Consider the following 18790-nt stretch of genomic DNA (forward strand, 5'->3'; position numbering starts at 1 on the left):
TGATCCGTCGCCGAGAAGCGGCGGCCTGTCAATGTCGCCCGGCTCAGACCTTCGAGGTCGCGCGCCCCGTCAGCGCTGGAAGCTGCCGCTCGGCAGCGGTGCCGGGAAGGCAGGCGCCGTTCCGGAGGACTGCGACTGGGCCGGCGCAGGTGCGGAGGACTGATCTTCCGCCGGTGGCGCGGTGATGCGACGGCGGGACTGCTTGGCCGGTTTCGGCGCCGGCGGTACCGCGGCGGCCCCGCCCTCTTCCTCGGCGGCCGGGTCGGCGGCGGGCTCAGCGGCCGGCGCAGCCGGACGTCGGGCTGCCGAATTATGCCGAGTCCGCGTCCGCGCGGCCGGCTTCGGCTTGTCTTCGATCGGCGCAGGGGCCACGGCGGCGGCCTGCTCGCGCTGCTGCTGCTCGACTTCGTCCTTATACAGGCTCCTCGGAACGCCCTGTTCGAGGCCCGGCACGCCCTCTGGAAAGACCGGCTTCCGCTCGCCGGCCAGCTTCTTCTTCTGATCGAGGAAGTCGAACATGTCGGTCGGATCGAACCCGCTCATGCTGCCGCAACCGGCCAAGGCGCTGGACAGAGCGACCAGCACGGCGAGGGGAATCAGGCGGTGCGACAGGCGCATGGATTATCTCTCACAGTCTTCGGTGTCGCGGTCGCTCGAACAGCTTCAGCTCTTGGTGGCAGCCGGCGGCAGCAGCGCCTGCAGCACGTCGGCACGGCTGCGCAGGCTGCCCGGCGTTTCCGCATCGGTAGTGATCTTGTCGATCCATTGCCGGGTCGCGGCGACGTTGTTGGCGCGCCAAGCCGACAGCGCCAGCAGCTCCCGCGCGGTGTGCCGGAACGCACTGTCGGCGGTGGCGATCGGCTCGAGCCGCTGGACCAGATCGTTGTAGTTCGCTGTGTCCATCACCAACCCCGCAGCGCGGATGCTGGCGAGATCACGATACGGCGCCGGCAGCCGGCGATCCGCGGCAATCTCGTCGTAACGCTTCACCGCCAGCCCCGGATCGCGCGTGGCGACTTCGGCTGCGGCGCGCAGCCGCGCCAGCATCCGGTAGCCGGACGGCGCAGACGCGGCGATCTTGTCGAAGGCGGCCTCCGCTTCGGCATGCTTGTTCTGCTCGGCGAGTTCTGCGGCGGCGGCAAACGCGGCGCCGGCCTCGGCCGCCTGCTTGGCCGCGTAATACTCATAGCCGCGCCATGCACCGACCCCGACGATGACCAACACCGCAGCGGCAATGATGTAGAGCGAGTATTTGTCCCACAGCTTCTTGAGCCGTTCGCGACGCAGCTCCTCGTCGACTTCATTAAATAATTCAGACACTTGGAGATACTTCCTGTCCCGACAGCGCAGCATCCTGATCGATGCCGCCGCTCGCCCGTCCCTCGCGGTCGCGGGGCGATACCCTAGCGTTATGGCGCTGGCAAGGCAAAGCGAGCCTGATCAAGGGGATACCTCGAGCGCCCGGCGCGCTTCGCCGCCGACCTCACACCTTCGACTTCATGCCGTAAACGTGCTCGGGCCCGGGGAAGGCGCGCGAGCGCACCTCTTCGGCATAGCCCTTGATTGCCTCTTCAATCCCCGGCCCGAGATTGCCGAAGCGCTTGACGAATTTCGGCACGCGCGGCGACAGCCCGAGCATGTCTTCGAGCACCAGAACCTGGCCGTCGCAAGCGGCGCTGGCGCCGATGCCGATGGTCGGGATCGGGATCGCCTCGGTAATCTTGCGTCCGAGCGGTTCGGCAACCGCTTCGACCACCACCGAAAAGGCCCCGGCATCCGCGACGGCGCGCGCATCGGCCTCGATCGGCTCCCAGCTCCCCTCCTCGCGGCCCTGGGCCCTGAAGGTGCCGAGCGTGTTGATCGACTGCGGCGTCAGACCAATGTGGCCCATCACCGGGATGCCGCGCTCGGTCAGGAAGGCGATGGTCTCGGCCATCCGGACCCCACCCTCGAGCTTGACCGCACCGCAATGCGTCTCCTTGAGGATACGCGCGGCGGAATGGAACGCCTGCTCCTTCGACGCCTCGTAGGAGCCGAACGGCATGTCGACCACCACCAGCGCATGCTGCGAGCCGCGCATCACCGCGTGGCCTTGCAGGATCATCATCTCCAGCGTCACCGGCACCGTGGTCTCGAAGCCGTGCATGACGTTGCCGAGCGAGTCGCCGACCAGAATGACATCGCAATAGCGATCGACCAGCGACGCGGTATGCGCGTGGTACGAGGTCAGCATCACGATCGGATCGCCGCCCTTGCGGGCACGGATCTCCGGGGCGGTCTTCCGCCGGATTTGCGACTGGACAGACATAGGGTCAGGCTCCGAAGACCGGGACGCCGATCACGTAAGGGTGGAACAGGAAGGCGAGCGCCGCATACAGCACGATGCCGACGCCGACCGCGATCGCATCGTTCTTCGCACCACCGACGGGGATCGGCGGACCGCCGGGATCGCGGCGATGCTTGAGCGAGATGCGGTCGTACACCGCCCAGGCCAGCAGCGAGCCGAACAGGATGATCGAACCGAGGTCACCGTTGCTGATCAGATGCGCGACCGCCCAGAGCTTGACCGCCGTGATCATCGGATGCTTGACGGCGCGATAGATGCGCCCGCGGGCGTAGGCGGCGACCAGCAGGATCGCCATCGGCAGCATCAGCAGCGCGGTGACGTGCTTGGTCCAATGCGGCGGATACCAGATGTCGATCATGCCCGCCGAGCGGTAGGCACCGAAGCCGTAGGCGATCAGGCCGATGCCGACGATCGCCAGGACCGCGTAGGCCAGCTTGTAGACCGCCTCTCCGCCGATGCCGATCAATCGTGTGCGCAGATCACGTCGGGTGGTGACCACGTGAGTGCCGACGAACAGCACCAGGCCGACGATCATCAACGCAAGTCCCATCACGCCCCCCTCGCCCGCACGCATGCGGCGGTATCCGCAGCCTTTGGATCCCACTATGGTCCGCCCGGTCGCGCCGAGCCAACATCGCCGGCACCGCGGGACTTGTTCGGGTATCATTGTTTTTAGGATCGATGCAAATGACGCGAACGACATTCCGGCGCCCCTGGCTGGCCGCACTCGCGGTGCTGGCGCTGGCGGGATCCACCGGGTCCGGCGGCGCCGAACCGGCTGCCGTGACGTGGCCGCCGAAGACGGTGCGGATCATCGTCCCGTTCGCGGCGGGATCGACGCCCGACCTGGTCGGCCGTGTGCTGGCCGACCAACTCCATGTGCGACATCCCGGCTCGACGTTCGTGATCGAGAACAAGCCCGGCGCCTCCGGCAACATCGGGACGGACGCGGTCGCCAAGGCGTCCCCCGACGGCGCCACGCTCGGGATTTCGATCCCGGGACCGCTCGCCATCAACACGTTGCTGTTTCCGAAACTGCCTTACGATCCCGCACGCGACCTCGCGCCGGTGACGCTGCTGACCAGGATGCCGAGCGTTCTGGCGGTGCCGACGAATTCCGGCGTCGGCAGCGTGGCGGAGTTTGTCGCCAGAGCGAAGGCCGATGCCAATGGGCTGGCCTATGCGTCGATCGGAGCGGGATCGCTGTCGCAGCTGTGCATGGAGGCGATTGCCCGGAAGGCGGGCAGCAGGATGGTACACATCCCCTATGCAGGCTCGCCCAACGCGGTGACCGCGCTGATCCGCGGCGACGTACAGGCGGCCTGCCTGCCGGCGATCTCGGTCGCGCCGCAGCAGGCGGCGGGGTCGGTGAAGATCCTGGCGGTGACGACGCCAGAGCGCTCGCCGTTCCTGGCCGACGTGCCGACGCTGAAGGAGAGCGGCATCGACGTGCAGTCGGACGCCTGGAATGCGCTGGTCGCGCCGGGCGGCACCTCGGACGCGCTGATCGCCGCAATCAACCACGAGGTCGCGGCCGCACTCGCCGATCCGGCGGTGATCGCGAAACTGAAAGCTCAGATGATGCTGCCCGAACCGTCGACGCCCGAGGCGCTGCGGCAGAAGATCACCGACGAGAAACGGACATGGGCGGACGTGATCCGGGAGGCCGGCATCGAGATTCGCTGAATCCCAGCGCGGTCGCCTGCGACCGCGCGAAGCCGAAGCGGTGAGCTTAGTGTGAGGCGATCCAGGCGCGGGCTTCGCGCTGGGCGACCGCGATCTCGTCGGCCGACATCAGTTCGGCGAGCTCACGGCGATAGGCGATCGCGTCGGTCCGGCCCTTCAACGCCGCCAGATTGAACCACTTGTGCGCCGCCACCAGATCGACCGGCGCACCGCGGCCCGACGCGAACAGCAGGCCGAGGTCGAACAGCGCATCGGGGTTCTCCCCGGCTTCGATCGGCATCGCGGTTTCGATATTCAGATGTCCCTGCAGCATGTTTGCTCTCCATCTTTGGCCGCCGAACCGGAGGGCGGCTCCTGTCCTCTGTCTGTCGTCCCCACCGCCGTGACCCGGCGCGTTATGGGGTGATGATGACCGATCAAATTTGAAGAGCAGTTTAAGCGATGCGCTGAACGATTTCTGAACGCAGCGCCGCGCTCGGTCCCGGCCGATTCGAGAAACGCCTGCGCCGCAGTCACTTTTTGAATTCGGTGAGAGACGGTTTACCGTCCGGTTTGGCGAACCGATAACCATCGCCGCAACCGCCCGGGGAAACCGGCGCGTGGACGGCGGCGGTCGCGCTGCCGGGAGGCGGCGCGGGAACTCGTGTCGATGTCGGAATGAAGCAGGGATGCCGGATCGCGCCGGCGTGGGACGAGGCGCCCCACAAACAACGAGGGCGTCGGCGAACACGTCAGGCTCAGATCTCACATGCGGCTCGCCGCTCGTGAAACTGCGGACCTTGCGTCCGCACCGTTCGAAGAAAAACCGTTTCTTCTACCGGTCCGCCTCTGGTCGGGTGATCCCCTGCCATGGTCGGATCCGGTCGTCTGACCTGATGTCTCGCCGACACCCTCTCGTCGACTAGGCCCTGGCTCGTGTCGCGGTGCGAGGAGCCCGTCCAGTGACGCGGCCGGCAGTGATGCTGCCGGCACTCGCTCGTAAGCGAGCTTACTTCTTCTTGGCGGCCTTCTTGGCGACCTTCTTGGTGGTCTTCTTCGCGGTCTTCTTCACCGCGCTCTTCGCGGTCTTCGCCTTCTTCGGCGCCGCTTTCTTGGTCGCCGCCTTCTTCGCTGCTTTCTTGGCCATGTTGCCCTCCGATAAGTGAGATGGCTGATTGCTGCTGCGTGCACTCGGGAATCGAGATGCACTAATTCCCGAATACACCAACGCTTTGAAAAAAACAGTGTCCCGCTTAAGGAAGAGTTGATGGGAGTTGTCCCTCGCGCACAGGCGGTCTCGGCGAACGAGGCGCCGCCGGATCGATCGAGCGAACCGACTTATGCGCGAAAAACCTGCATCGACATTTGTCAAGATCGCAAGAAATGCCTGTGCCGCAGCGTCTTTTACAAATCGAAAATCGAACTAACTAACTACTTCGGCCGAGCGCGCGAAGCGCCGAGTCGGGCGATCTCGACGCGCCGAGGACTCTGAGTCGCAATGTTTGGCAATGAAAAAATTTTCGCGTGCGACGCCGCTCCGGCGCGCTCAGACCCACCGGCACAAGGGTTTCCTGCACCACGGGCTGCGGCTGATTCGCGAATGCCGAGGGCGCGGCGGCGCCGCGCATGTCGCCGCGGCGACCGCGCGCGACGACGACAGCGGCGCCTCAGAGGCCGAGCTTGCGCTTCAGCAGGTCGTTGACGGCTTGCGGATTGGCCTTGCCGCCCGAGGATTTCATCACCTGGCCGACGAACCAGCCGAGCATCGCCGGCTTGGCGACGACCTGCGCCGCCTTGTCGGGATTGGCGGCGACGATGTCGTCGACCACCTTCTCGATCGCCGACAGATCGGTGACCTGCTTCATGCCGCGCTGTTCGACCAGCACGCGCGGATCGCCGCCTTCAGTCCAGACGATCTCGAACAGCTCCTTGGCGATCTTGCCGGAGATGGTGCCGTCGCCGATCAGCGCGACGATCGCGGCGAGCTGCGCCGCCGACACCGGCGAGGACTCGATCGACTGACCGTCCTTGTTGAGGCGGCCGAACAGTTCGTTGATCACCCAATTGGCGGCGAGCTTGCCGTCGCGGCCCTGATCCTTCAGCTCCGCCAGCACCGCCTCGTAGAATTCGGCGCTCTCGCGCTCGCTGACCAGCACGCCGGCGTCTTCGGCCGACAGGCCGAAGTCGCGGATGAACCGGGCCTTTTTGGCATCGGGCAGTTCCGGCAGCTGCGCCTTCAGTTCGTCGACATAGGCTTGGGTGAATTCCAGCGGCAGCAGGTCGGGATCGGGGAAGTAGCGATAATCGTGCGCCTCCTCCTTCGACCGCATCGACCGGGTCTCGCCCTTGTTGGCGTCGAACAGCCGGGTTTCCTGGTCGATCGTTCCACCGTCTTCCAGGATGCCGATCTGGCGGCGCGCTTCGTAGTCGATCGCCTGACCGATGAAGCGGATCGAGTTCACGTTCTTGATCTCGCAGCGGGTGCCGTAAGGCTCGCCGGGACGGCGGACCGAGACGTTGACGTCGGCGCGCAAGCTGCCCTTCTCCATGTCGCCGTCGCAGGTGCCGAGATAGCGCAGGATGGTGCGCAGCTTCGACACATAGGCCTTGGCCTGTTCGGACGAGCGCAGATCCGGCTTGGAGACGATCTCCATCAGCGCGACGCCGGAGCGGTTGAGGTCGACGAAGGTCGATGTCGGATGCTGGTCGTGCAGCAGCTTGCCAGCGTCCTGTTCGAGGTGCAGCCGCTCGATGCCGACGGTGACGCTGCCGCCGTCCGGCAGATCGACCACGACCTCGCCCTCACCGACGATCGGCGACTTGTACTGGCTGATCTGGTAGCCCTGCGGCAGGTCCGGATAGAAATAGTTCTTGCGGTCGAACACCGAGCGCAGATGGATCCTGGCGTTCAGCCCGAGCCCGGAGCGGATCGCCTGACGCACGCACTCCTCGTTGATCACCGGCAGCATCCCCGGCATCGCGGCATCGACCAGCGAGACATGGCTGTTCGGCGCGCCGCCGAATTCGGTCGCCGCGCCCGAGAACAGCTTGGCGCTCGACGAGACCTGGGCATGGATCTCCAGCCCGATCACGACTTCCCAATCGCCGGTGGCGCCCTTGATGAGCTGGGACGGTTTGACGGGTGCGTTCATGGGAGAAGCCTTTCGACGGGCGCAGTTTCAACAAGCCAGCGCCTGAATATGCCCTTCCCGGGCATATGCCAACAACGACCGATCGCGCGTGATCAGCCGATAGCCGTATTCGCGGGCAGTCGCGGCGATGATCCGGTCCGCCGGATCGCGGTGCGGGAAGCCCGGCAGGAATGAGGAGGCGACCAGCACGTCCGGCGTTAGCGCCGCCAGCGACAGCCCAGAGCGCTCCATCACCTGATCGAACCAGCGCAGCGGCGACATGAGCAGATTGAGCCGGCCACGCGCTACCAGCATGCCGATTTCCCATGCTGAGATCGGCGAGACCACCACCGCTTGGCCGCTCTCGTGGGCCTGCTGGACGGCGGCTCCCGCCTCGCCTGCCTCATCATCGCTCGTCGCAAAAAATATCAACGCGCAGGTATCGAGAAGAAGCGGCGGCACGTTATCGCAATCGCTCCGGCAGATCGCTGCCATAAGCGAGCTTGCCCCATTCGGGATCCGCCGGCGCCGTCAGGTCGACGCCTTCCGGAATGAGAACTGTGCCTTTCATACATCCAAACAGCGGATGCTGGCCCGGCTTTGCGCCGACGACTGCACGAGGCCGTCCAGTTTGCTCATCGCGACGAAACACCAGCCGACCGTTTTCCATATCGACCTGCTCGCTGCGGAATCCGGCTTCGATCCAGGCCTTGGTCATCACATTGTTGGTCGGCGAGTTGCTCCACCACGCACGATGGCGCTGCGCGACCGGCGGCAGCTTGCTGCCGATCACGCGCTCGATCTGCGCAAAGCTCATCCGCACTTCACTGCCGGCCTGTTGCTTGAGGAACTCGGTCAGCGGCTCATATTTACCCATGAGTGACCTCCGCCGTCGCAATAATTACATAGTAACTATTGGAGCGGCGAAAGTCTAGATTTTGGCAGCGGAAACGGCGCAAGCCACACCTCCGAAGCAACCTTACCCGGACGCTACGTCCACACCTCGGCGGCCGTCGCAACGTCGATCTTCGAGGCCAAGGCGTTCAGCGTGATCTGATGCACAACCGCGGTCGGTGCGGTGCAGAGGTCACTGACGACCTTGATGCGGAGACCATCGGCGCTCCGCGACATCGCGGTGAAGACGACGCAGTTCTGCGTCATCATGCCGGCGACCAGGAGTTGATCGATCCCGGTCAGATGCTGCGCGAGGTCGGTATCCTGAAAGGCATCCGCGACGCGCTTGGTGATGATCGGCGCATCACCGGCGGCGACGACAATGGCCGGGCGGATCGCGACCCCGGCGTTCCCTGCAACGAACGGTCCGGTTGCCGCGGTCGAGACGTGCTGGACCAGAATGATGCGATCACCGGCGGTCCGCGCTTTGCCGATCGCCGCAACCAGGCGTGCCTCGGTCTCCTCGGCCTGCCACAGCGGCAACGCGCCGCCAGCGAAATACTCGTTCTGAATGTCGATCACGAGGAAAGCGCGTGCCATCGATATCTCCCTGTTGGCCGTGGAAGTGCCCGTTTCCTCTAGGCCGCCATGCCACCAGGGATCAGTGGCCCGATAGACATTTTTCGGTTAAATTGGGCCAATGCGATTGGCCATCCTCGCCTACGATCAGATCAGCCCGTTCATGCTGTCGACGCCGCTTGCGGTGTTCGGCGAGCCGTTCCTCGCCAGCGGCCATCGGGTCGATGTCTGCGCCGCTCAGCCGCGATTTTCAGCGACCGGCGGCCTCACGATCGAAGCACCGATGCCACTCGCCGCTGCGCGCAACGCCGACGTCGTCATTCTGCCCGGCTGGCGCGCCGCGGAGGAGCCGGTACCGGCAATGATCACCTCCGAACTACGCGCCGCAGAGGAGCGCGGCGCGATCGTGGTCGGGCTTTGTCTCGGCGCGTTCGGCCTCGCCGAAGCGGGGCTGCTCGACGGGCGCCGCGCGACCACGCACTGGGCCTGCGTCGAGAGTTTCGCGACACGCTACCCGGAAGTCGCCGTCGATCCAGGCGCCCTGTTCGTCGACGAGGGACGCATCCTGACTTCGGCGGGTGTCGCCTCCGGTCTCGATTGCTGCCTGCACCTGCTCGGCCGACTCTCAGGCGCGGCCGAAGCCAATCGCATCGCCCGCCATCTCGTCGTCGCGCCGCAGCGCGCCGGTGAGCAGCCGCAGCTGATCGAGCGCCCGGCGATCGGTTCGTCTGCCGATCGCAGGATCACCGATATTCTGGAGCGGCTGCGCGCCGATCCGGCGTCCACACCCTCGCTCGATGAACTGGCGCTGCGCGCCGGCATGAGCCGCCGCAGCCTCACCCGCCACATCCGGGCACGAACCGGTGGCAGTCTCGGCGATTGGCTGCGCCGCGTTCGCCTGGCGCGAGCACAGGATCTGCTCGCCGGCGGCGCGCGTGGGCTCGATGACGTCGCCGCGCGATGCGGATTTCCCGATGCCGCCGCGCTACGCACGGCGTTCCGCGCCGAGCTCCGGATCACGCCGCGGCAATGGCTCGCGCGGCAGAGGCTGGACTGACCGACCGCGCTGCGGCGGCTCGAGCGAACGAAAGACGGCGACGAGAAAGCCCTAGTTCGGTGCGGGCGACTGCGCGACCTCGAAAGTCAGTGTGAACCAAGTGCCTTGGCCTCGGATGGTCTTCACCTCGAAGGCGACGTTGCGCGCGTTCTCTTTGAGAGTCTGCAGGATCAGCGCCCCGAGCTTACGCGGCGACGGCCACTGCTGCCCTTCCGCCAGTCCGACGCCGTCGTCCGAAACAATCACCGACACGCGTCCGGATTCGACGCTGCAGATCACCTTGATCCGTCCGCCGTCGCGCCCGATGAAGGCGTATTTCAGCGCGTTGGTGAGCATCTCGTTGACCAGCAGCCCCGCCGGCATCGCCACGTTCACCGACAACGGACAATAGCTGGCATTGACCTCGCAATTGACGCCGGTCGCGGCATTCGCGCGGATCACCGCGTTGGCAATGTCGGACAGATACTGTCCGAGATCGATCTGCCCGCCATCCACTTTCGGGGTGTCGTCGGACAATACCCGGTACAGTGCAGTCAGCGCATCAATCCGGCTCGCGAGCCGCGCCAGCGCCACCGTCTCGCCCTCCGCGGCGGAGCGCGCCTCCAGCCGCACCAGCGCGGTGATCAATTGCAGATTGTTCTTCACCCGGTGCTGCAGCTCACGCATCAGGGTGTCGCGCTCGCGAATCTGACTTTCGAACCGCTCGATCTGCGCCCGCTCCCGGCCGCCGACGTCGACCAGCGCCGCGATCCTGTAGTTCTCAACGCCGTCGTCGCTCTCGATCACGGACGCATAGGCCTGGACGATCAGCAGACGGTCGGACGGCGCGGCTTTGCGGAAGACGCCGAGGAAATCCTCGCCATCCCGGATCGCCGCGCCGAGCGGGCGGTCGGCATGGTCCTGCTCGGTGAAGCCGTCGAGGCAAACCCAACCCCGTCCGTCCACGCCTGACTGCGACAGCGAGGTGAGCGCCTCGAAGGCCTGATTGACATAGACGATTTGCTGATCTTCGCCCCAGCCCTGCGAGACCGCGATCGCGACCGGGACATTGTCGAGCAGGTGCTTGTAGCGGTCGCTCTCGATCGCCGCGACCAGCTTCCTCGATCCGAGGATCTGATCGACCCCTTGTGGTGGAAGTTCGCCGTCGTCAGCACTCATCCCACACCCCTGCCCCTGACGACAATGGCTAACGAGGTCGACAAACGCAATCTGGAACCCGCTCGGTGACGGCGCTTACGCCCACCACTTCGTCGGAACGAACCGTCCGGCCGACTGCTCGATCACCTCGCCGAGCGAGAACAGGGTCTCCTCGTCGAATGGCCGGCCGATCAGTTGCAGGCCGAGCGGCAATCCTTGCGAGTCCCGCCCCGCCGGAACCGCGATGCCCGGCAGGCCTGCCATGTTCACCGTCACGGTGAAGATGTCGTTCAGATACATCTCGACCGGATCGGCGCCGCCCTTCTCACCGACGCCGAACGCAGCCGACGGCGTCGCCGGTGTCAGAATCGCGGAGACGCCCTGATCGAAGCACTGTTCGAAATCGCGTTTGATCAAGGTGCGAACCTTCTGGGCGCGCAGATAGTAAGCATCGTAATAGCCGGCCGACAGCACGTAGGTGCCGATCATGATGCGGCGCTTGACCTCGGCGCCGAAGCCGGCCGCACGGGTGTTTTCGTACATCTCGACGATGTTGCGACCGCTGACGCGCGCACCGTAGCGAACGCCGTCATAGCGCGCGAGGTTCGACGACGCTTCCGCGGGCGCCACAATGTAATAGGCCGGCAGCGCGTATTTGGTGTGCGGCAGCGACACCTCGACCAGTTCGGCGCCCGCGGCCTTCAGCCACTCGGCGCCCTGGCTCCACAGCTTCTCGATTTCGGCCGGCATGCCGTCGAGCCGGTACTCCTTCGGGATGCCGATCTTCATGCCCTTCACCGAGCCGCCGATCGCGGACTCGTAGTTCGGCACCGGGCGATCGACCGAGGTGGTGTCTTTCGGATCATGGCCGGCCATCGAGCGCAGCAGGATCGCGCTGTCGCGCACGGTGCGGGCGATCGGACCGGCCTGATCCAGCGAGGACGCGAACGCGACGATGCCCCAGCGCGAGCAGCGGCCATAGGTCGGCTTGATGCCGACCGTGCCGGTGAAGGCTGCCGGCTGGCGGATCGAGCCGCCGGTGTCGGTCGCGGTGGCGCCGAGGCACAAGCCCGCCGCGACCGCTGCCGCCGAGCCGCCGGACGAGCCGCCCGGCACCAGCTTGGCATCCGAGCCGGCGCGGCGCCACGGATTGACCACCGGGCCGAAGCACGAAGTCTCGTTCGAGGAGCCCATGGCGAATTCATCGTTGTTGAGCTTGCCGAGCAACACCGCGCCGTCGCGCCAGAGCTGCGTCGTCACCGTCGACTCATAGGTCGGCGTGAAGTCGCCGAGGATCTTGGAACACGCTGTGGTGCGTTCGCCCTTGGTGGCGAATAGGTCCTTTATGCCGAGCGGGATGCCGGCCAGCGGGCCGCCCCCGCCCTTGGCGATCTGCGCATCCGCCGCCTGCGCCATCTGCCGCGCCTGATCCGGCGTCTCCAGCACATAGGCGTTGAGCACGCGGGCCGCCTCGATCGCGTTCAAATGCGCGTCGGTCAGTTCGACCGCGGTGAAGGACTTGTTTGCGAGGCCATCGCGGGCCTCGGCCAGCGTCAGCGAAGTCAGATCGGTCATGGTTCAGGGCACGCCTGGATAAAAGCCGGCGACAGGCCGGTGACGGGCGCCGCGGATCGTGCGGCTCTGTTGCAGCGCTGGCTAGCACAGCGCCTCCGGGAAATGAAGCGATTGCACCGCTCTACCCGCCGTAGCTACAGTCGGGCCATTGACGGCAAGATTATTGTAGTTACATAATTCAATGGCGATCACGTTTGATCCGGCGAAACGCGATTGGACCCGGCGGCATCGCGGTCTCGATTTTGCCACTGATGCTGCAACGGCTTTTGCCGGACGCATCGTGACGAAGCTCGACGATCGGTTCGACTACGGCGAGAGCCGTTATATCACGGCCGGATATGTCGGTTCACGCATGGTCGTGATCGTCTGGACGCCTCGCAACGGCGGCCGTCATGTGATTTCGATGAGGTACTGTCATGCCAAGGAAGAAGTCCGCTGGGCCGCGCTCTTTCGGGGAGCCTTTGACTGACGATCCTGACGATGCCCCGGAACTGCTCGACGAGTTTTTCCGGACCGGTGAAATCCGCGTCGACGGCAAGATCGTCCGCCGGGGCCGCCCGCCGCTGGGAGCGCAGCCGAAAAGCTCGGTGACGCTGCGGCTGGATGCCGACGTGCTGGACGCCTATCGTGCTCTCGGCCGCGGCTGGCAGTCGCAGATCAACGCCGACCTGCGGCGGGTGCGGAAGCTCAAGAAGGCCTGAGCCTTTACTTGTTGACTGGGCTGCAGAAGAACGGCGACAGCGTCTTGTCGTTCTCGGGCGCGTCCCGGCGGGCCTTGTCGGCGGCCTGCAACTGGTCGAGCACCGCATCCATCGCCTTGTCGGCGTCGACGACCTTGCCCTGCCGCCCCATCGCGTCGAGGTAGTCCAGATAGGCCTGGTAGGCCTTCTCGTCGTCGCACAACAGGCACATCGGCGCGTCCTTTATTCGACCACCTTCGGCACCAGGAAGAAGTGATCCTCGGTCGACGGGGCATTCGCCACCACCTGATCGGCGATCTCGCCGTCATTGACCATGTCGGCGCGCTTCTTCATCTGCATCGGCGTCACCGAGGTCATCGGCTCGACGCCGTCGACGTCGACCTCCGAGAGCTGCTCGACGAAGGCCAGCATCGCGTTGAGCTCGCCCTGCAGATGCGGCACCTCGTCGTCGGTCACGGCGATCCGCGCCAGGTGCGCGATGCGGCGGACGGTGGCGGCATCGACCGACATAATATAGGGCCTTTCTGCGAGATATCGACCCGCGCCGTATAGCAGAGCCAGGTTTCGCGCCGCAACCTCGGTACGCCGACCGCCCTGCCTCAGCCGGCGAGCTGGCTGAGCCGCGCCACGGCCGCACCGGCCAGCGCCCGGGTGAGTTCGGCCGCCGGCATGTCGCGGCCGAGCCGCACCGCCTGCCCGGCCCACAGATTGGTGAAGTCGGTTTTGCCGTGCTGCTCCGCGGCCGCCTTCAGCGGACCGAGCGCGGAGGACGCGTGCGGAAACGCCGGCGCGTCCGGCGACACCGGACCGACCTCGCGCATCAGCCGGTTGGCGACGCCCCGCGCCGGCCGCCCGGTCATCACATTGGTGATCACCGTCGCCTCATCGGTGGCTTGCGCCAATTGCGCCCGAACCAACGCGCTGGTCCGGGCTTCCGGGCAGCGCAGATACGCGGTGCCGATCTGCACACCGGCCGCGCCGAGCGCGAACGCCGCCGTGATGCCGCGGCCATCGGCGATCCCGCCGGCCGCGATCACCGGCACCCGTACCGCATCGACCACCTGCGGCAGCAGCGCGAACAATCCCGGCTGCTGCGCAATGGCGTCGGTCATGAACATGCCGCGGTGGCCGCCGGCCTCGGCGCCCTGCACGATCACCGCATCGACGCCGTGCTCCTCCAGCCAGATCGCCTCGCGCACGATCGTCGCCGATGCGATCACCTTGGCCCCGCTGGCCTTGACCCGGTCGAGCAGGGCTTTCTCCGGCAGGCCGAAATGGAAGCTGACCACCTCCGGTTTCAGCTCCTCGACCAGCGTGCACATCGCCGGGTCGAACGGCGCCCGGCTCGCCGCCGGCGCCGGCATCGCCGGGTCGAGCCCGAGCTCGGCGAAGTAAGGCGTCAAGCGCTGGCGCCAGACCTGCTCGCGCGCCGCATCAGGGGTCACCGGCCGATGGCAGAAGAAATTCAGATTGATCGGGGCGGAAATCTGCTGCCGGAAAGTTCCGACCTGCTCACGTGTCTTCTCCGGCGTCAGCATCGCGCACGGCAGCGACGCCAGCGCTCCGCCCCGCGCCGCCGCGACGGCGAGCTCCGCATCCATCGCGCCGGCCATCGGGGCGAGCAGAATCGGACATTCGATAGCGAACAGGTCGAGGAGACGGCGATCCGGCCACATGATCAGGCTCTCGCGATGGAAGGGAGTTGGCGCAGCCTCGTTGCCCGCCAGCGGCCCTTTAACATGCAGTCGGGCCCGCTTCCATGTCTGTTGCGCCGTCCCGCCGCGCTCCCAGGGCCGCAATCCGCCGGCCCGGACGCCCCGGCGGCCGGATCTGCGCTGCGGCGTTTTGTAGCGCCGCCGTTCTCGCCCGCGCCTCGCCGAGGCAATGGCGCCGACCCGGTTTCAGACCGATGATCGCGTCGGTCGCGGGCGCTCGAAACATCCGCGGTCGCACCAACACGATACAAAAAAACATAGGGAGTACTCGCCATGCTGAAGGCCATGCTGCTCAGCTGCGCGGTCGCAGCCGCTACTGCTGCGTCGCCCGCTGTCGCCCAGGACTGGACCAAATCGAAATGGGGGCCGGACGACGAGATCGGCGCCGCCAACTATCTGACACCCGAATTGGCGCTGAAAGCCGCACAGCTGGTGAAGAACGGAAAGGTCTACGCTCTCGGCATTCCGGTCGACACCAAGACCCCCGCTTATCCGCCGCGCGGCTTCAAGATCACCGTGGTGCAGCCCGGTCAGGCCGGCAATTCCGGCATGGGCCCGAGCAAGACCACCTACAATGACGACATCATCGAGGGTTGGGTCGGCGTCGGCAGCCAGATCGACGGGCTCGGACATATCGGCGTCGAGCACGTCTATTACAACGGCAACAAGATCGCCGATTTCGGCGATCCCACCGGCCTGAAGAAGCTCGGCATCGACAAGGTGCCGCCGATGGTGACGCGCGGCGTGCTGCTCGACATGGCGGCGCATTTCGGCACCGACGTGGTCAAGGAGGGCACCGCCTTCAACGTCAAGGAGATCGAGGAGGTCGCCAAGAAGCAGGGCGTCGAAATCCGCCAGGGCGACGTCGTGCTGTTTCACACCGGCTGGGTCAGCCTGATCGGCAAGGACGACAAGCGCTACAACAGCGGCGAGCCCGGTCTCGGGGTCGAGGGCGCGAAGTATCTGACCTCGAAGGGCGTGGTCGCGGTCGGTGCCGACACCTGGGGCCTCGAGGTGATTCCGTTCGAGAGCAAGAACGTGTTCGAGGTTCACCAGATCCTGCTGCCGATGAACGGCACCTACATCCTGGAAAACATGAACACCGCCGATCTCGCCAAGGACAAGGTCTACGAGTTCATGTTCGTGCTCGGCCAGCCCCGCTTCAAGGGCGCCGTGCAGAGCATGATCAACCCGGTCGCGATCCGGTGAACTGAAGAGAGCGGCGCGGCCTTAGACCAAAGCCGCGCCGCACCCGGCTTTGCGCCGGCTCGATCCCGCATGCTATGCGGGCCTCATGCCAGCCCTGATCCTTCCCCTGATCGAAGCCGCCGCGCATTGGCCGGCGCGCGGCGCCCTGCTCGGTCTCGACCTCGGCACCAAGACCATCGGCGTCGCGGCGTCCGATCCCGACCGCAGGCTCGCCACCGGCGTCGAGACCATCGCCCGCAAGGCGTTCACCGCCGATGCGGCCCGGCTGCTGACGCTCGCGGCCGAACGCACCGCCTGCGGCTTCGTGCTCGGCCTGCCGCTCAACATGGACGGCAGCGAAGGCCCGCGGGCGCAGTCGACCCGCGCCTTCGCCCGCAACCTCGCCAAGCTCACCGAGCTACCGATCGGACTATGGGACGAACGACTGTCGACCGCCGCGGTCGAGCGCGAGCTGATCGCCAACGACGTCAGCCGCGCGAAACGAGCCAAGGTCATTGACGAGCACGCGGCGATCTTCATCCTGCAGGGCGCGCTCGACCGTCTCGCGGCGCTGCGCCGCACCGAGTGACCAGCGACGGGAACGATCCGATGAATTGCGTGTGCGGCTCGGGAAAGACTTACGACGACTGCTGCGGTCCCCTGCTCGCCCGTACCCGGCCTGCTACCTCGCCGGAAGCGCTGATGCGCTCGCGCTACGCGGCCTATGCGCTGAAGGATTTCGACTACATCGTCGAGACCACCGATCCGGATCGGCGCGATCTGATCGACCACGACGTCAACCGCGCCTGGATGGAGGAGTCGAGCTTCCTCGAATTGCGGGTGCTCGGCAGCAGCGAGAAAGGCAGCCGCGGCACCGTCGAGTTCATCGCCCGCTTCCGCCGCGGCGGCGCCCCGGAGCAGAGCCATCATGAACGCTCGCAATTCCGCAAGGTTCGGGGCCGCTGGTACTTCTCGGAAGGCGAAGCGGTCGGCTGAGTGAGCGTCGAACTCCGTCATCGGGACGAGCGAAGCGACGAAGCGATTCAGAAACTCAGTGCACGGTGTCTCTGGATTGCTTCGCTTTGCTCGCAATGACGTGATTGATGCACCAGCCGCCTCACATCTCCGGCAGTACGCGCCCCAACAATCCCTTGGCAATCTCGGTCGGGATATCGGCGGCGCCGTAAAGGCTCGCCGGCTCCGGCACCAGGCGGGTCCGGGCGAACAGTTCGGCGTGCGGCGGGTGGATTTCGTTGAGCGCTGCCGCGGCGGCGAGCTTGGCCAGCATTTCCACGGCGAGCCGTGCGGTCCGCTCGTTGTCGACCTGCAGCAGCGCACGGGCGATCAGGCCGGCGGCGGCCGGACCGCCGGTCAGCCCCGAGGTATCCTGGATCAGCGCCTGCAACACCTCGGTGCCGGCGTCGCTCTCGCGCGACATCGCCCGCAGCACGTCGAGGCACATCACGTTGCCGGAGCCTTCCCAGATCGCATTGACCGGCGCCTCGCGATAGTGCCGCGCCAGGATGCCGTCTTCGACATAGCCGTTGCCGCCGAGGCACTCCATCGCTTCGTAGACGAACGGCGGCGCCGACTTGCAGATCCAGTATTTCACCGCCGGCGTCAGCAGCCGCATATAGGCGGCTTCGAGCGGATCGTTCGGCGCCTCGTCGAAAGCGCGGCACAGCCGCATCACCAGCGCCACCGAAGCCTCGACCTGCAGCGCCATGTCGGCGAGCACCGACACCATCAGCGAATGATCTGCGAGACGCTTCTGGAACACGGTGCGATGGCGGGTGTGATGCAACGCATGCGCCAAGGACGACCGCATCAGTCCGGCGGAGGCGATGGCGCAATCCTGGCGCGTGAGCTGCACCATCTGGATGATGGTGCGCACGCCACGGCCGGGATCGCCGACCGGCAGCGCATAGGCGCCGGTGAACTCGACTTCCGACGACGCGTTGGAGCGGTTGCCGAGCTTGTCCTTGAGCCGTTGGAAGCGGATCTCGTTGACCGAACCGTCGGGCGCAAAGCGCGGCATGAAGAAACAGCTCAGGCCCTCGTCTGCCTGTGCCAGCACCAGAAACGCGTCGCACATCGGCGCCGACATGAACCATTTGTGGCCGACGATGCGATAGGCGTCGCCGTCGCGGAACGCGCGCGTGGCGTTGGTACGCACGTCAGTGCCGCCCTGCTTCTCGGTCATGCCCATGCCGATGCTCATGCCGCGCTTGGCGTTCCATGGCGCGAAGCTCGGATCGTACTGACGGGTGCCGAGCACCGGCATCACCCGCGCCAGCAGGTCCGGCTGGGCGCCGAGCGCTGCGACCGAAGCGCGGGTCATCGTCACCGGGCAGAGATGGCCGGTCTCCACCTGAGCAGCCATGTAAAACTTCGCCGCGCGCACCACTTCCGAGGCGTTGCCGGCGGACTTGCCGTGCGCGTCCCAGGTGGAGTTGTGCAGGCCGGCCTTGAAGCTCTCGGCCATCAGTTCGTGATACGACGGATGGAATTCGACCTGATCGCGGCGGACGCCCTTGGCGTCGAAGGTCTTCAGCCTCGGGGTGTATTCGTTGGCGAGGCGGCCGCGCTCGGCCATCTCGGTGGTGCCCCATGCCTTGCCGAAGGCTTCGAGTTCGACATGGGCGTTGGCGCCCTGATTGAAGGTCACCGCCTCGAGCAGCGGCCGGTCGGCGCCAAACAGGTCGAGATCCGGGAGCGGCGGCGACTGGTTGAACACCTCGTGGGTGGCGAAGGAAGGCTGCGTCATGTCGGTCCTGGAGCGATGCGGATTCGCGCGCATG

The 18790-nt window shown here is 66.1% G+C and carries 23 protein-coding genes; 7 read left to right on the top strand and 16 right to left on the bottom strand.

The window, feature by feature from the left end:
- Positions 1–69: 69 nt before the first annotated feature.
- The 4 genes from DWA33_RS12980 to DWA33_RS12995 form a co-directional block, all read right to left on the bottom strand.
- Positions 70–618: a hypothetical protein gene (locus tag DWA33_RS12980; RefSeq protein ID WP_114358506.1), complete on the bottom strand. Its 549-nt coding sequence runs from the start codon at positions 616–618 to the stop codon at positions 70–72.
- A 45-nt stretch (positions 619–663) separates the two neighbouring features.
- The gene (locus tag DWA33_RS12985) at positions 664–1320 is read right to left on the bottom strand and encodes a tetratricopeptide repeat protein (protein WP_114358611.1); all 657 of its coding nucleotides are present in this window, start codon (positions 1318–1320) and stop codon (positions 664–666) included.
- A 163-nt stretch (positions 1321–1483) separates the two neighbouring features.
- Positions 1484–2308, bottom strand: coding sequence for a 3-methyl-2-oxobutanoate hydroxymethyltransferase (gene panB, locus DWA33_RS12990; protein WP_114358507.1), 825 nt, complete (start codon positions 2306–2308; stop codon positions 1484–1486).
- Positions 2309–2312: 4 nt separating this feature from the next.
- On the bottom strand, positions 2313–2897 hold the full coding sequence (locus DWA33_RS12995) for an NnrU family protein (protein ID WP_114358612.1): 585 nt from the start codon (positions 2895–2897) through the stop codon (positions 2313–2315).
- A 137-nt stretch (positions 2898–3034) separates the two neighbouring features.
- Here DWA33_RS12995 and DWA33_RS13000 point away from each other — a divergent pair, with 137 nt between their 5' ends.
- Positions 3035–4033 (top strand): Bug family tripartite tricarboxylate transporter substrate binding protein, encoded by a 999-nt coding sequence (locus tag DWA33_RS13000; protein ID WP_114358508.1) that lies wholly within the window; start codon positions 3035–3037, stop codon positions 4031–4033.
- Positions 4034–4079: 46 nt separating this feature from the next.
- On the opposite strand, the gene DWA33_RS13005 is transcribed toward DWA33_RS13000, so the two are convergent.
- From DWA33_RS13005 to DWA33_RS13030, 6 genes are all read right to left on the bottom strand, one after another.
- Positions 4080–4346, bottom strand: coding sequence for an SEL1-like repeat protein (locus DWA33_RS13005; protein WP_114358509.1), 267 nt, complete (start codon positions 4344–4346; stop codon positions 4080–4082).
- Between the two features lie 675 nt (positions 4347–5021).
- Positions 5022–5159, bottom strand: coding sequence for a hypothetical protein (locus tag DWA33_RS13010; protein WP_012496544.1), 138 nt, complete (start codon positions 5157–5159; stop codon positions 5022–5024).
- A gap of 520 nt (positions 5160–5679) precedes the next feature.
- A complete protein-coding gene (gatB, locus tag DWA33_RS13015; protein WP_114358510.1) occupies positions 5680–7164 on the bottom strand; it encodes an Asp-tRNA(Asn)/Glu-tRNA(Gln) amidotransferase subunit GatB in 1485 nt (494 codons plus the stop codon).
- Between the two features lie 27 nt (positions 7165–7191).
- Positions 7192–7638 (bottom strand): type II toxin-antitoxin system VapC family toxin, encoded by a 447-nt coding sequence (locus DWA33_RS13020; protein WP_114358511.1) that lies wholly within the window; start codon positions 7636–7638, stop codon positions 7192–7194.
- Positions 7607–8020 (bottom strand): DUF7662 domain-containing protein, encoded by a 414-nt coding sequence (locus DWA33_RS13025; protein ID WP_114358512.1) that lies wholly within the window; start codon positions 8018–8020, stop codon positions 7607–7609. The genes DWA33_RS13020 and DWA33_RS13025 overlap by 32 nt, the downstream gene beginning before the upstream one ends.
- A 113-nt stretch (positions 8021–8133) precedes the next feature.
- Positions 8134–8637: an isochorismatase family protein gene (locus DWA33_RS13030; protein WP_114358513.1), complete on the bottom strand. Its 504-nt coding sequence runs from the start codon at positions 8635–8637 to the stop codon at positions 8134–8136.
- A 100-nt stretch (positions 8638–8737) separates the two neighbouring features.
- On the opposite strand from DWA33_RS13030, the gene DWA33_RS13035 reads away from it, so the two are divergent.
- Positions 8738–9673, top strand: coding sequence for a GlxA family transcriptional regulator (locus tag DWA33_RS13035; protein WP_114358514.1), 936 nt, complete (start codon positions 8738–8740; stop codon positions 9671–9673).
- 51 nt (positions 9674–9724) lie between these two features.
- Here the strand turns inward: DWA33_RS13035 and DWA33_RS13040 are convergent, their stop codons facing one another.
- Together DWA33_RS13040 and gatA are read right to left on the bottom strand one after the other, a co-directional pair.
- Positions 9725–10831, bottom strand: coding sequence for a sensor histidine kinase (locus DWA33_RS13040; protein WP_114358515.1), 1107 nt, complete (start codon positions 10829–10831; stop codon positions 9725–9727).
- A gap of 75 nt (positions 10832–10906) precedes the next feature.
- Positions 10907–12385, bottom strand: a complete 1479-nt coding sequence (gatA, locus tag DWA33_RS13045; protein WP_114358516.1) for an Asp-tRNA(Asn)/Glu-tRNA(Gln) amidotransferase subunit GatA — start codon at positions 12383–12385, stop codon at positions 10907–10909.
- Positions 12386–12566: 181 nt separating this feature from the next.
- Here gatA and DWA33_RS13050 point away from each other — a divergent pair, with 181 nt between their 5' ends.
- Positions 12567–12854, top strand: a complete 288-nt coding sequence (locus DWA33_RS13050; RefSeq protein WP_114358517.1) for a BrnT family toxin — start codon at positions 12567–12569, stop codon at positions 12852–12854.
- Positions 12847–13086, top strand: coding sequence for a BrnA antitoxin family protein (locus DWA33_RS13055; RefSeq protein ID WP_244601291.1), 240 nt, complete (start codon positions 12847–12849; stop codon positions 13084–13086). Before DWA33_RS13050 ends, DWA33_RS13055 begins: the two co-directional genes overlap by 8 nt.
- 4 nt (positions 13087–13090) lie before the next feature.
- Here the strand turns inward: DWA33_RS13055 and DWA33_RS13060 are convergent, their stop codons facing one another.
- The 3 genes from DWA33_RS13060 to DWA33_RS13070 form a co-directional block, all read right to left on the bottom strand.
- Positions 13091–13297: a hypothetical protein gene (locus tag DWA33_RS13060; protein WP_107344971.1), complete on the bottom strand. Its 207-nt coding sequence runs from the start codon at positions 13295–13297 to the stop codon at positions 13091–13093.
- Between the two features lie 11 nt (positions 13298–13308).
- The gene (gene gatC / locus DWA33_RS13065; protein WP_114358519.1) at positions 13309–13596 is read right to left on the bottom strand and encodes an Asp-tRNA(Asn)/Glu-tRNA(Gln) amidotransferase subunit GatC; all 288 of its coding nucleotides are present in this window, start codon (positions 13594–13596) and stop codon (positions 13309–13311) included.
- Between the two features lie 89 nt (positions 13597–13685).
- On the bottom strand, positions 13686–14762 hold the full coding sequence (locus tag DWA33_RS13070) for an NAD(P)H-dependent flavin oxidoreductase (protein WP_114358520.1): 1077 nt from the start codon (positions 14760–14762) through the stop codon (positions 13686–13688).
- A 312-nt stretch (positions 14763–15074) separates the two neighbouring features.
- Here DWA33_RS13070 and DWA33_RS13075 point away from each other — a divergent pair, with 312 nt between their 5' ends.
- From DWA33_RS13075 to DWA33_RS13085, 3 genes are all read left to right on the top strand, one after another.
- The gene (locus tag DWA33_RS13075; protein ID WP_114358521.1) at positions 15075–16010 is read left to right on the top strand and encodes a cyclase family protein; all 936 of its coding nucleotides are present in this window, start codon (positions 15075–15077) and stop codon (positions 16008–16010) included.
- An 85-nt stretch (positions 16011–16095) separates the two neighbouring features.
- A complete protein-coding gene (ruvX, locus tag DWA33_RS13080; protein ID WP_114358522.1) occupies positions 16096–16578 on the top strand; it encodes a Holliday junction resolvase RuvX in 483 nt (160 codons plus the stop codon).
- A 20-nt stretch (positions 16579–16598) separates the two neighbouring features.
- Positions 16599–16985, top strand: coding sequence for a YchJ family protein (locus DWA33_RS13085; RefSeq protein ID WP_114358523.1), 387 nt, complete (start codon positions 16599–16601; stop codon positions 16983–16985).
- A 121-nt stretch (positions 16986–17106) separates the two neighbouring features.
- On the opposite strand, the gene DWA33_RS13090 is transcribed toward DWA33_RS13085, so the two are convergent.
- The gene (locus DWA33_RS13090) at positions 17107–18756 is read right to left on the bottom strand and encodes an acyl-CoA dehydrogenase family protein (protein ID WP_114358613.1); all 1650 of its coding nucleotides are present in this window, start codon (positions 18754–18756) and stop codon (positions 17107–17109) included.
- Between the last annotated feature and the right edge of the window lie 34 nt (positions 18757–18790).

Source organism: Rhodopseudomonas pentothenatexigens, from assembly GCF_900218015.1.
GTDB lineage: Bacteria > Pseudomonadota > Alphaproteobacteria > Rhizobiales > Xanthobacteraceae > Rhodopseudomonas > Rhodopseudomonas pentothenatexigens.

Excerpts from the sequence above, each read along its gene's own strand:
- gatA (WP_114358516.1), bottom strand. The coding sequence starts at position 12,385 with ATGACCGATCTGACTTCGCTGACGCTGGCCGAGGCCCGCGATGGCCTC.
- DWA33_RS13025 (WP_114358512.1), bottom strand. The coding sequence starts at position 8,020 with ATGGGTAAATATGAGCCGCTGACCGAGTTCCTCAAGCAACAGGCCGGC.
- DWA33_RS13005 (WP_114358509.1), bottom strand. The coding sequence starts at position 4,346 with ATGCTGCAGGGACATCTGAATATCGAAACCGCGATGCCGATCGAAGCC.
- DWA33_RS12980 (WP_114358506.1), bottom strand. The coding sequence starts at position 618 with ATGCGCCTGTCGCACCGCCTGATTCCCCTCGCCGTGCTGGTCGCTCTG.
- DWA33_RS13040 (WP_114358515.1), bottom strand. The coding sequence starts at position 10,831 with ATGAGTGCTGACGACGGCGAACTTCCACCACAAGGGGTCGATCAGATC.
- gatB (WP_114358510.1), bottom strand. The coding sequence starts at position 7,164 with ATGAACGCACCCGTCAAACCGTCCCAGCTCATCAAGGGCGCCACCGGC.
- panB (WP_114358507.1), bottom strand. The coding sequence starts at position 2,308 with ATGTCTGTCCAGTCGCAAATCCGGCGGAAGACCGCCCCGGAGATCCGT.
- DWA33_RS13090 (WP_114358613.1), bottom strand. The coding sequence starts at position 18,756 with ATGACGCAGCCTTCCTTCGCCACCCACGAGGTGTTCAACCAGTCGCCG.
- ruvX (WP_114358522.1), top strand. The coding sequence starts at position 16,096 with ATGCCAGCCCTGATCCTTCCCCTGATCGAAGCCGCCGCGCATTGGCCG.
- DWA33_RS13075 (WP_114358521.1), top strand. The coding sequence starts at position 15,075 with ATGCTGAAGGCCATGCTGCTCAGCTGCGCGGTCGCAGCCGCTACTGCT.
- DWA33_RS13020 (WP_114358511.1), bottom strand. The coding sequence starts at position 7,638 with ATGGCAGCGATCTGCCGGAGCGATTGCGATAACGTGCCGCCGCTTCTT.
- gatC (WP_114358519.1), bottom strand. The coding sequence starts at position 13,596 with ATGTCGGTCGATGCCGCCACCGTCCGCCGCATCGCGCACCTGGCGCGG.
- DWA33_RS13035 (WP_114358514.1), top strand. The coding sequence starts at position 8,738 with ATGCGATTGGCCATCCTCGCCTACGATCAGATCAGCCCGTTCATGCTG.
- DWA33_RS13050 (WP_114358517.1), top strand. The coding sequence starts at position 12,567 with ATGGCGATCACGTTTGATCCGGCGAAACGCGATTGGACCCGGCGGCAT.
- DWA33_RS13000 (WP_114358508.1), top strand. The coding sequence starts at position 3,035 with ATGACGCGAACGACATTCCGGCGCCCCTGGCTGGCCGCACTCGCGGTG.
- DWA33_RS13030 (WP_114358513.1), bottom strand. The coding sequence starts at position 8,637 with ATGGCACGCGCTTTCCTCGTGATCGACATTCAGAACGAGTATTTCGCT.
- DWA33_RS13085 (WP_114358523.1), top strand. The coding sequence starts at position 16,599 with ATGAATTGCGTGTGCGGCTCGGGAAAGACTTACGACGACTGCTGCGGT.
- DWA33_RS12995 (WP_114358612.1), bottom strand. The coding sequence starts at position 2,897 with ATGGGACTTGCGTTGATGATCGTCGGCCTGGTGCTGTTCGTCGGCACT.
- DWA33_RS13070 (WP_114358520.1), bottom strand. The coding sequence starts at position 14,762 with ATGTGGCCGGATCGCCGTCTCCTCGACCTGTTCGCTATCGAATGTCCG.
- DWA33_RS13060 (WP_107344971.1), bottom strand. The coding sequence starts at position 13,297 with ATGTGCCTGTTGTGCGACGACGAGAAGGCCTACCAGGCCTATCTGGAC.
- DWA33_RS13010 (WP_012496544.1), bottom strand. The coding sequence starts at position 5,159 with ATGGCCAAGAAAGCAGCGAAGAAGGCGGCGACCAAGAAAGCGGCGCCG.